The organism is Mesorhizobium sp. Mes31 (genome assembly GCF_024519675.1).
In the GTDB taxonomy this organism is placed as follows: domain Bacteria; phylum Pseudomonadota; class Alphaproteobacteria; order Rhizobiales; family Rhizobiaceae; genus Mesorhizobium.
In genome coordinates this window covers 543,747-553,346 of record NZ_JALJRL010000002.1, presented here as the reverse complement: position 1 = coordinate 553,346, position 9,600 = coordinate 543,747, and the positions used below count along the sequence as shown (strand labels likewise).

9 protein-coding genes and 1 pseudogene are annotated in these 9,600 nt (G+C 64.0%); 4 read left to right on the top strand and 6 right to left on the bottom strand.

Features of this window, described 5'->3' with window-relative positions:
* Together NR193_RS05375 and NR193_RS05370 are read right to left on the bottom strand one after the other, a co-directional pair.
* A pseudogene (locus NR193_RS05375) lies at positions 1–217 on the bottom strand (diguanylate cyclase); the annotation flags it as partial.
* Between the two features lie 45 nt (positions 218–262).
* A complete protein-coding gene (locus tag NR193_RS05370; RefSeq protein ID WP_256749813.1) occupies positions 263–1,813 on the bottom strand; it encodes a trimethylamine methyltransferase family protein in 1,551 nt (516 codons plus the stop codon).
* Between the two features lie 92 nt (positions 1,814–1,905).
* Here NR193_RS05370 and NR193_RS05365 point away from each other — a divergent pair, with 92 nt between their 5' ends.
* Together NR193_RS05365 and mutL are read left to right on the top strand one after the other, a co-directional pair.
* Positions 1,906–2,808, top strand: coding sequence for a LysR substrate-binding domain-containing protein (locus NR193_RS05365; protein ID WP_256749812.1), 903 nt, complete (start codon positions 1,906–1,908; stop codon positions 2,806–2,808).
* A gap of 73 nt (positions 2,809–2,881) precedes the next feature.
* Positions 2,882–4,756 (top strand): DNA mismatch repair endonuclease MutL, encoded by a 1,875-nt coding sequence (gene mutL / locus NR193_RS05360; RefSeq protein WP_256749811.1) that lies wholly within the window; start codon positions 2,882–2,884, stop codon positions 4,754–4,756.
* 42 nt (positions 4,757–4,798) lie between these two features.
* On the opposite strand, the gene NR193_RS05355 is transcribed toward mutL, so the two are convergent.
* Positions 4,799–5,557: a hypothetical protein gene (locus NR193_RS05355; protein WP_256749810.1), complete on the bottom strand. Its 759-nt coding sequence runs from the start codon at positions 5,555–5,557 to the stop codon at positions 4,799–4,801.
* Positions 5,558–5,675: 118 nt separating this feature from the next.
* On the bottom strand, positions 5,676–6,569 hold the full coding sequence (locus NR193_RS05350) for a DMT family transporter (protein WP_256749809.1): 894 nt from the start codon (positions 6,567–6,569) through the stop codon (positions 5,676–5,678).
* Positions 6,570–6,659: 90 nt separating this feature from the next.
* Between NR193_RS05350 and NR193_RS05345 the strand changes: the two genes are divergently transcribed.
* Complete coding sequence (locus NR193_RS05345; protein WP_256749808.1) at positions 6,660–7,586, top strand: LysR substrate-binding domain-containing protein; 927 nt, start codon at positions 6,660–6,662, stop codon at positions 7,584–7,586.
* Here the strand turns inward: NR193_RS05345 and NR193_RS05340 are convergent.
* The gene (locus NR193_RS05340; RefSeq protein WP_256749807.1) at positions 7,583–8,173 is read right to left on the bottom strand and encodes a hypothetical protein; all 591 of its coding nucleotides are present in this window, start codon (positions 8,171–8,173) and stop codon (positions 7,583–7,585) included. The two genes, NR193_RS05345 and NR193_RS05340, sit on opposite strands and share 4 nt — an antisense overlap.
* Positions 8,174–8,286: 113 nt before the next feature.
* On the opposite strand from NR193_RS05340, the gene NR193_RS05335 reads away from it, so the two are divergent.
* Positions 8,287–8,520: a DUF2093 domain-containing protein gene (locus tag NR193_RS05335; protein ID WP_091577444.1), complete on the top strand. Its 234-nt coding sequence runs from the start codon at positions 8,287–8,289 to the stop codon at positions 8,518–8,520.
* Between the two features lie 54 nt (positions 8,521–8,574).
* Here NR193_RS05335 and lpxK read toward each other — a convergent pair whose 3' ends face one another.
* The gene (gene lpxK, locus NR193_RS05330) at positions 8,575–9,600 is read right to left on the bottom strand and encodes a tetraacyldisaccharide 4'-kinase (protein WP_256749806.1); all 1,026 of its coding nucleotides are present in this window, start codon (positions 9,598–9,600) and stop codon (positions 8,575–8,577) included.

Here is a 9,600-nt window from a genome sequence, read left to right as displayed (position 1 = left end):
TCGCGACATGCAGCGTTCCACCCTTTTTCGGTTCGTCGGCCAGGGCTTTTGTCGGCGCGGCAAGGCCGATCATGCCATAGGCGAAAGCCGTGGAGGCGCCGAAGGCGCTGGCCAGCGCCAGGAATTCGCGCCGGTCCATGCGGCCTGCACGCGTCTCTTTCGCCATTGCCTCGATAGCGCCAGGCACCCGGTCGCCATTGCTTCTGAAGAGCGTCATTTTTTTTCTCCCTTTTTTGTTCCCGTTCGTTGTTCGTTCGTCGCGTCAACTGACGCTGTTTGGCAGCGCCTCCTCGCGCCGCGCAATGAAATCCGTCAGCCCCTCCGCGATACCCTCATCGAGCTTTGGCTCCTCATAATCCGCGAGCATGTTGCGCGCTTTTTCGCGGCCGCGCGTGTCGTGGTCCTTTGCCCCTTCAACCTTCCACTGTTCGAACGAGTTGAAGTCCATGATGCTGGGCATGAAGAAGGCCGACTCGAAATGTTCGAGCGTGTGCTGGGTGCCGAGGAAATGGCCCTGGGGCCCCACCTCGCGGATCGCCGCCATGGCTTCCTTGAAATCGTCGAATGGCAGCCCGCCGGCGTATTTGTACCAGCCGACAAGCTGTTCGCAGTCGGTGGCGAATTTCGAGTAACCGCAGGTCAGACCGGCCTCGAGCCATCCGGCGGAATGCCAGATGTAATTGGCGCCGGACAGGATGGCGGCATGCATCAGCATGTTCGACTCGTAGCCCGCCTGGGCGTCATTTAGTTTCGACCCGACGTGGAAGCCGGAGGTGCGCCACGGCAGCCTGTATTTCCGCGCCAGGGCTCCCATCAGATACATCATCTGGGCGGCCTCCGGTGTGCCGCCCATGGGAGCGCCGGTCTTCATGTCCACCGTCACCATGAACTGGCCGTAGAGCTGCGGTGAACCCGGACGCAGCAACTGGGTGAACGCGACGCCCGCCAGCGCTTCCGCATTGACCTGCGCGACCGCGCCGACGGCGGAGGCCGAGGTCGAGGCACCGCACAACGCGAAGGGTGCTAGGATGAGCGGCTGGTTGTGGCGCGCATAGACCTTCATCGCGTCCAGCATGGTGGCGTCCCACACCAGCGGCGAATTGCAGTTGGTGATCGACACCAGCACCGGATTGTCTCGAACATAGTCCTCGCCGAACACGATGCCTGCCATCGCCATCGTGTCTTCGGCTCGCTCCTTGGACGTCACGATGCCCATGAACGGCTTGTCGGAGTGCTTCAGCGCCGAATGGATGATGTGGAGGTGACGCTTCGGCACCGCAATTTCCATCGGCTCGCAGATGACCGAGCTCGACGAGTGCAGCGCCGGCGCCATGTAGGAAAGCTTGTGGAAGTTCTGCAGGTCGGCGAGCGTGCCATAGCGCCTGTTGTTGTCGAGGTCGCGCACGTAAGGCGCGCCGTACATCGGCACGAAGATCGAGTTGTTGCCGCCCACCCGTACCGAACGCTGTGGATTCCTCGCATTGAGCGTAAATTCCGACGGGACCTTCGATACGAGCTCCATCAGGAGGGCACGGTCGATCCGGACTCTGGTGTCCGAGACATCGGCTCCCGCCGCCCTCCACAGCGCAATGGCCTCGTCGTCGCGGAACTCGCATCCCACCTCTTCGAGGATCGAGAGCGATTCCTGATGGATAAGCTCCACCGCCTCATCCGGGACCATCTCGTACACAGGGATCTTGCGGACCAGGGTCGGAAACGACCCCATGGGAATTCCCCGCAGCACTTTGCGCCCCAGGCGGCCACCAGCTCTACGGTTGGCAGGTTCGGTCACTTCAACGGCCGGTGCGTTCATGGAAACTCCATCCTCCCAGAGCCCGTCAATCTAGCGAGACAAAATGCAGCTGTGACGCTGGAAAATCCTGATCGCTTGTATAAGCTGAGTTTATGCGAAGCCTGCGCCACCTCTTGCCCTCCGCCGGCAGCCTGATCGTCTTCGAGGCGGCCGGACGGCTGTCGAGCTTCACTGCCGCCGGTCGGGAGCTGGGCATGACGCAGGCGGCCGTGTCCTACGCCGTGCGCGGGCTGGAGGAGCAGCTCGGTGCCAAGCTCTTCCAGCGCCGCCACCGCCAGGTCATCCTGACGGAGGCCGGCGAGCGCTTCCACGCCGACGTCTCGCTCGGGCTGTCGCATATCCGCAAGTCGGCGGAGGATCTGCGCCTGCAGGCGACCGGCGGCCATGTCACGCTGGCCGCCTCGACTGCCTTTGGCTCATTCTGGATGATGCCGCGCCTGCAGCAATTCCGCGACGAACTGCCTGGCGTTGATCTACGCATCCAGACCGCCGATCGCGACCTCGATATCATCGCCGAGGGCATCCCGCTCGGCGTGCGCGGCGGCGTGCCGCGCGACTGGCCGGACTATCATTCGCTGTCGCTCTCTGACGAGGAGATCTTCCCGGTCGCAGGCCCCAACTATCTGGCGAAGTTTGGGCTGCCGAAGACCGTCGAGGAACTGGCGACGCACCGACTCATCCATCTCGAGGAGCCCTACCGCGAGGCCCCGAACTGGGACGAATGGTTCGCGTCCGCAGGAACCAGCCTCCGTAATGCCGAGCGCGGCTTGCGCATCAATGACTATGCCTTGGTGATTCAGGCGGTTATGGAGGGACAAGGCATCTCGCTCGGCTGGCGGCATCTGGTCGAGCGCCTCGTGGCATCAGGACTGCTGGTGCCGGTGACGGATCATGTGCTGAGGACCGGCATCGGATTCTACGTCATCTGGCCGAAGAACCGCGAGCTCAGCGACAATGCGCGCAAGGTAAGGGACTGGCTGGTGGCGCAGGCATAGGTCGTTTTCACTGATCCACCGCTAGCGCAATTCTGCCCCTCCCGCGCGACCCGAATCCGCCTATAGTAGCGCCATGCCCATTCGCCAGCTTTCCGAAACGATGATCAACCAGATCGCCGCCGGCGAAGTCATCGAGCGTCCGGCAAGCGTGGTCAAGGAACTGGTCGAGAACGCGCTCGATGCCGGCGCAGGCCGGGTGGAGATCGTCACCGCCGGCGGGGGACTGAACCTGATCCGCGTCACCGACGACGGCTCCGGCATCCCCGAGCAGGAGCTGGCGCTGGCGATTGCCCGTCACTGCACCTCCAAGCTCACCGAAGACATTCACGACATCCGCTCGCTCGGCTTCCGCGGCGAAGCGCTGCCGTCGATCGGCTCGGTGTCGCGACTGTCGATCCGTTCGCGCACGGCAACAAGTGACAGTGCGGCCGAGATCGGCATCGAGGGTGGCCGCGTTTCTGCCGTCAGGCCGGCGGCGGCCAATCGCGGCACCACGGTCGAAGTGCGCGACCTGTTCTTCGCCACGCCCGCCCGGCTCAAATTCATGAAGGGCGAGCGCGCCGAAAGCTCGGCCACCAGCGACGTGGTCAAGCGCATCGCCATCGCCTTCCCCGCCGTGCGTTTCACGCTTGCAGGCTCCGACCGTTCGACACTGGAATTGCCGGCGACGGACGGCAGCGCGGAAGGCAGCCTGCGCCGGGTCGCCCAGGTCATGGGCGCCGATTTCCCCGACAATTCGATTGCCATCGACGCGATGCGCGAAGGCGTGCATCTGACCGGGCATGTCTCGATCCCGTCCTTCACCCGCGCCAACGCGCTGCAGCAATATGCCTATGTCAATGGCCGGCCGGTGCGCGACAAGCTGATCGCCGGCGCCATTCGCGGTGCCTTCGCAGACGTCCTGCCGCGCGACCGCCATGCGGTGACGGTGCTGTTCCTGACGCTCGATCCTGCGATCGTTGACGTCAATGTCCACCCCGCCAAGGCGGATGTGCGCTTTCGCGATCCCGGACTGGTGCGCGGGCTGATCGTCGGTTCCGTCCGCCAGGCGCTGGCCGATGCCGGCATCCGCGCCGCCACCACGGGTGCTGCCGGCATGATGTCGGCGTTCCGGCCAGGTGCCGCATCCTACGGCCACGGCGGCCCGGCAAACGGCCATCGCAGCTACGACGCCGCGTATCGCGCCTCCAGCCCGGCCGGCTTCGATCCCGCTCGTTCATCGCAGCGCCCGCTCGACATGGGATTTGAAGAGACGGGATTTGCCAGAGGCGGCTTTGACGAAAACGACCAGGCCGCGTTCGATGCTGGCCCGCTTGCCAGTGCCGACGCGCGCGCCGGGCAGAGCGAAGCGGCCGAGACGCTGCTTGGCGCGGTGCTGGGTGCTGCGCGTGCGCAGGTGCATGAGAACTACATCGTGGCGCAAACCAGGGATTCGCTCGTCATCGTCGACCAGCATGCGGCGCATGAGCGGCTGGTCTACGAGGCGCTGAAGAACGCACTGCATTCCCGACCGGTGCCGTCGCAGATGCTGTTGCTGCCGGAGATCATCGACCTGCCGGAAGAGGATGCTGAGCGGCTCGCCATGCATTCCGAGACGCTGGCCCGCTTCGGCCTCGGCATCGAGCGTTTCGGCCCAGGCGCCGTCGCGGTGCGCGAAACGCCATCGATGCTGGGCGAGACCAATGTCCAGCAATTGGTGCGCGACCTCGCCGACGAGATCGCCGACAACGACACGGTCGACACGCTGAAGGAACGGCTGGACAAGATCGCCGCGACCATGGCCTGCCACGGCTCGGTGCGTTCCGGCCGCCTGCTCAAGGCCGAGGAGATGAATGCGCTGCTGCGCCAGATGGAGGCGACGCCGGGATCCGGCACCTGCAACCACGGGCGGCCAACCTACATCGAGCTCAAACTGGCGGATATCGAGCGGCTGTTCGGGCGGCGGTAAGCTGGCGGTCCAACGGCCAAGGGCAAAGCTGGACGCCTCGCGTCATTTCTTTTGCTGATACTTCCCGGTGGCGCGATTGAAGACGTAGTCTTCCGACTCGCCAGCGCCGCCGCCGCGAAAATTCACTGAAATGATGTCCCTGCCGCCCTCGACCCATTTCTGGACGTTCATGTAGATGGGCGTCATCAGCATGCCGGCATTGCAGTCATCATCCTTGAAGGTGATCGCCTGAATGACCTTCCCGCTGCTCTTTTTGATGACCTGCATTTTCGCCATGCAGGTGCCTGAGTCGGTGTTCGTGTAAACACCGGCAAACCTGTCGGCGGCTGTCTCGGCCCAGAAGGGAATCTCGACGACCCCGTCGACCTTAGTGTCGCCCGTATCGTCCAGGCTCGCGACCTTCTTGAGAGTGACGGGATACGTGTCTGTCCCTTTGCTCCAGGTGCCAGTGGCGCCGCCTTCAGCCATGTCGAGGGAAAACGGGCATCCGGTGGTGTCGATTGGAGTCTTTGATCCAATCACCAATATCCGGTCGAATTCCTTGTTGCCCGAGATCTCGCAGAGCACGAGCGCGGTGCCGTTGAGCTTGCCGTACACCGCTATGGGGCTTTGCCTGGCGTCGTAGAAGTAACTTCCCTCGACCGTTATGCCGCTGCCGAAACTGTCATATGTCTGAAGCGACACATGAACGGGTAGCGAGCCGATCGTCCCTTCGTAATTTTCCACGTGATACCAACCCGCGGCGGCGTTCCCGCTCAGCAGCAGCACGCAAAAAATAGCGAATATGAACTGTCTTGCCATCCCGACCCCGCCTCGCTTTACGAAAGCGGCTCACCATAGCCGCCCGCCTGGCGTGTGTCTGTATCACAGCGGGGGCAAGCCGACATTTTGAGTCCGGAAATGGCTCCAGCCTTTTGTTTTATCGCTTCAAATTGACCACGATGACGCCACCCAGCGCCAGTGCACCACCGAGCATGCCGAGCAGAGTCGGCACTTCGCCCAGCCAGAAGAAGCCGATCAGGGCAGACATGGGCGAAACCAAATAGAGGAAATTGGAGGCCCGCGCGGCCGGCAGACGCGACAGCGCGGTTGCCCAGGCGGCATAGGCGATCAGGCTGGGCACGATGCCAAGAAAGATGACGGCGCCGAGACCGGCGGTGTTGGCGACCGCTGCCTGTGCAAAACCGCTTGGCAGAAAGGGCGACAGACAAAGAGCTCCGAGCACCATGTTGGAGGCCGAGATGGTCAGCGGGTGGTGGCGGGCAAACAGCGGCTTCTGGACGATGGTATTGACAGCCGAACAGAGCGCGGAGCCGAGCACCAGCAGTGCACCGGCATTGAAATGCAGGCCGTGCCCGTCTGCCATGGCTATGACGCCGATGCCGGCGAAGGATATTGCTGTGCCGGCCCAGGCCCACCTGGAGAAGCGCTCACCAAGCAGGGCCATCGCCATGATGGCAGTGAAAATCGGGCTGACGTTGATGATGAAGCCGGCAGCACCGGCCGAGACGGTCAATTCACCGAAGTTGAGCATGACGGTGTAGAGCGCGACGAAAATTGCTCCGCCAAAGACGAGGCGCCACAACTCGTCGAGCCTGGGCAGCGCCGGGCGCTTGACGGCCAGGAAGATCGCCGCCGGCACGGCGGCGATGGCAAAGCGCAATGCGCCGAGTTCCAGCGGTCCAAAGGCGGCGAGGCCGGCACGGATCGCCGGAAAGGCGGACGCCCAGCCAACCACCGTCAGCGCCACCGCGATGGCCGCCGTGGTATCCATCCGTTGTGTCGGATTCAACGTGCTGGTCATTACGCTCATCTCATTGTCCTCGTGTTCCCGCCTGCAGAATACAGAAAACGCCTTTTCGACCTGGTTGACAAACGACCAAATCGAGGATCACCTGTGACTATGGATCACAGCTCTGACACGATGCTGCCGCTCGAAACCTTGCGTGCCTTCGACGCGGCAGCACGCACTGGCAGTTTTTCGGCGGCGGCCGAAAAGCTCAACATCACCCATGGCGCAATCAGCCGGCAGATCGCCAAGCTCGAGGACTGGCTTGGGCTCAAGGTGTTCGATCGCGGTGCGCGCGGCGTCTCGCTGACAATCGAGGGCAACAGGCTGCATCTGCGCACGGCAGAAGCCTTCGCGCTGATATCGAGCCATTCCGACCGCTGGGTCGAGCCACGCGGCACCGCCGTGGTGCGGCTGACCTCGATCCCCTCGGTGAGCGGCCTGTGGCTGATGCCGCGCATGGCGGCGCTGGAGAACAATCCCTCCAAGCTGCGCATCGTGCTCGATGTCGATATCCGTCAGGCCGACCTTGCCGACGAAGGCATCGACCTGTCGATCCGTTGTGGGCGCGGCGGCATTCCGGGCCGCGTCTCGGTGCAACTTTTCGAGGAACATGTCTTCCCCGTCGCCTCACCGGAACTTGCGCGCGAGATCGGCCATGGCGACCCTGCCCGGCTGCTCAAATTCCCTCTGATCAACGATTCCGACGCCTCAGGCTGGCGCGCCTGGTTCGCGGCACAAGGCATGGATTACCGCCCGCGCCCGCAGGACCGTCGCTTCGAGGACTACAATCTGGTGCTCGACGCAGCTGCCTACGGGCTCGGCATCGCGCTGGCGCGGCCGCCGCTGACCGGGCATCAGCTACAGTCGGGCCGCATCACCACCGTCGACGAGCGCACCGCGCTCAATCCCGTGTCCTACTGGCTCGACCGGCCGACGGGACGGCCACGTGCGGCCGCCGCGGATCTCGCCCGCCGCATCGCACAGCAGGCCGGATTGGCGCCAGACAGGATCGAGACGTTCATCGAAGCTGAGAGCTAGCCGAGGATCCTTATCGCCAGACCGAAGGCCGCGGCTGCCAGCAATCCTGTCGTTGCCGAAACAAAGGTGATCTTCAGCAGCAGGCGCTCGTGATTCGGCGGCTGCGCGGCGTGCGTCCGGTTGGTCGGCTTGCTCGGCCCCGCCGACGCATCGGGGATGGCTCCGTTACGCGACACCGGGGCCTGTGGCGCAACAAACGCCAGCAACGATAGCGCCGCAGTTCCGGCGGGAGCGGTATCTTTGGCCGTTGCCAAAGGCGGCAACGTACCTCGCTGTGCGTCGGCTTGGGGTGCCGCTTTTCTCGCGACGACCGGCGACGGCGCCACTCTTTCGTTCGACTCGACCGCCGCCAGATAGGCCTCGACAATCCCAGCCGAAGCGATCTGCTGCGATTTGGCGGCCATCGGCACCACCGGCAAAGCCAGCAGCGCCGGTGCGGTCTGTTGCACGAGCAGAGATGGAGCCGGCGGCTGGACCAGCGCCTTGACCAGCGCCGTCCTGACCGGATCGGCCTTTGCCGACGGGACAGTCTGCGGCGTCATCGCTTGCCTGAGCAAGGCGGCAAGACGAGCAGAGGAAATGTCCATTCTGTCCCCACATAGCCGTTTCCAGGCTATGATTAGCCGCCCAGCGTTGCGCCAAGCTTGACCTTGCCGGCAATTTATGGCGATGAAATCCTCATGAACCTCAGCGTCCCTGCATGATGAACCGTTTCGAAGGCCCTGGCGGCAAGGAAGCCCGTATCCGCTATCTCGATGGCGACTTCCAGGTTACCAGCCCCGGCGCATTCGTGCGCTGCGCGGTGACCGGCGAAAGCATTCCGCTCGACGAGTTGAAATACTGGAGCGTCGCCAGGCAAGAGCCCTATGTCAGCGCCGCCGCCTCGTTGCGCCGAGAAATCGAGGTGCATCCGGAGTTGCGCAGCCGGCGTTGACCTGGCGCATCTCGTTTGCTGCAAATGGTTGCGCCCTTCAAGACGACAGCCCGGTCAGCCTTTGAGCTTGCGCTGGCGCCATGCATCCAACGTCTCGTGGATGATGCGTGCCGGCACATTGTCGAGCTCGAACACGGTCTCGATTTCCAGCACGTCGAGCTTGTCGAGAAAGTCCCGTGACGCGCCATGGCGCAGCCGGGCCGCATCCTTGGCCGTGGTGATGAGGCCAAGCCCTTCCGCATGGGCCGCCGCCGCCAGTTCGGCAAGCTCGTCCTCGCCATAGAAATGATGATCCGGAAACGGCCGCGTCAACGCCAGCTCGCCGCCGGCCTCCCGCACCGTGTCGAAGAATTTCTCGGGATGACCGATGCCGGCGAAGGCGAGGAACCGCTTGCCGGCAAGTCGCTTTTTGCTGCTCGGCTCTGTATGAGCCTCGAAGATCGGACGACCGGCGCGCGCCGCCTGTCGCACGACAGCGTCGGCGGCGGTGCCCTCGCCCATCTTCAACAGCGCGCTGGTGAAGACCAGTTGGTCGACGATCTTGGCCCTGAGCGGGCCGCCCGGAATGACGCGACCATTGCCAATCCCGTAGCGCGCATCAACGACGACCAGCGCATAATCGATGTGAATGCGCGCGCTCTGGAAACCGTCATCCATGATCAGGAAATCGCAGCCGTGCCGTTCCAGCAACAGCCGGGCGCCTGCGGCACGGTGCGGCGTCACCGCCACCGGCGCGTGTTCGGCCAGCAGCAGCGGCTCGTCGCCGACATGCCTGGCGCTGTCGTGATGGGCATCGACGACATGCGGCTCGGCGAACGAGCCGCCATGGCCGCGCGACAGGAAGCCGGGTTTCAGTTGCATGCGCTTGGCCTGCTCGGCGAGCGCGATCGCCACCGGTGTCTTGCCGGTGCCGCCAACCGTGAAATTGCCGATGCACAGAACCGGCGCCTCGATCTTCTCGCGCCGGGCTCGCCGCATGCCGCGGCCGGCGGCGAGCGCGTAGACGGCCGAGAGCGGCGACAGCGCCAAGACGCGCCAGTCCGGCTCTTCCCACCAGAATGGCGGTGCTTCGGAGGCCAC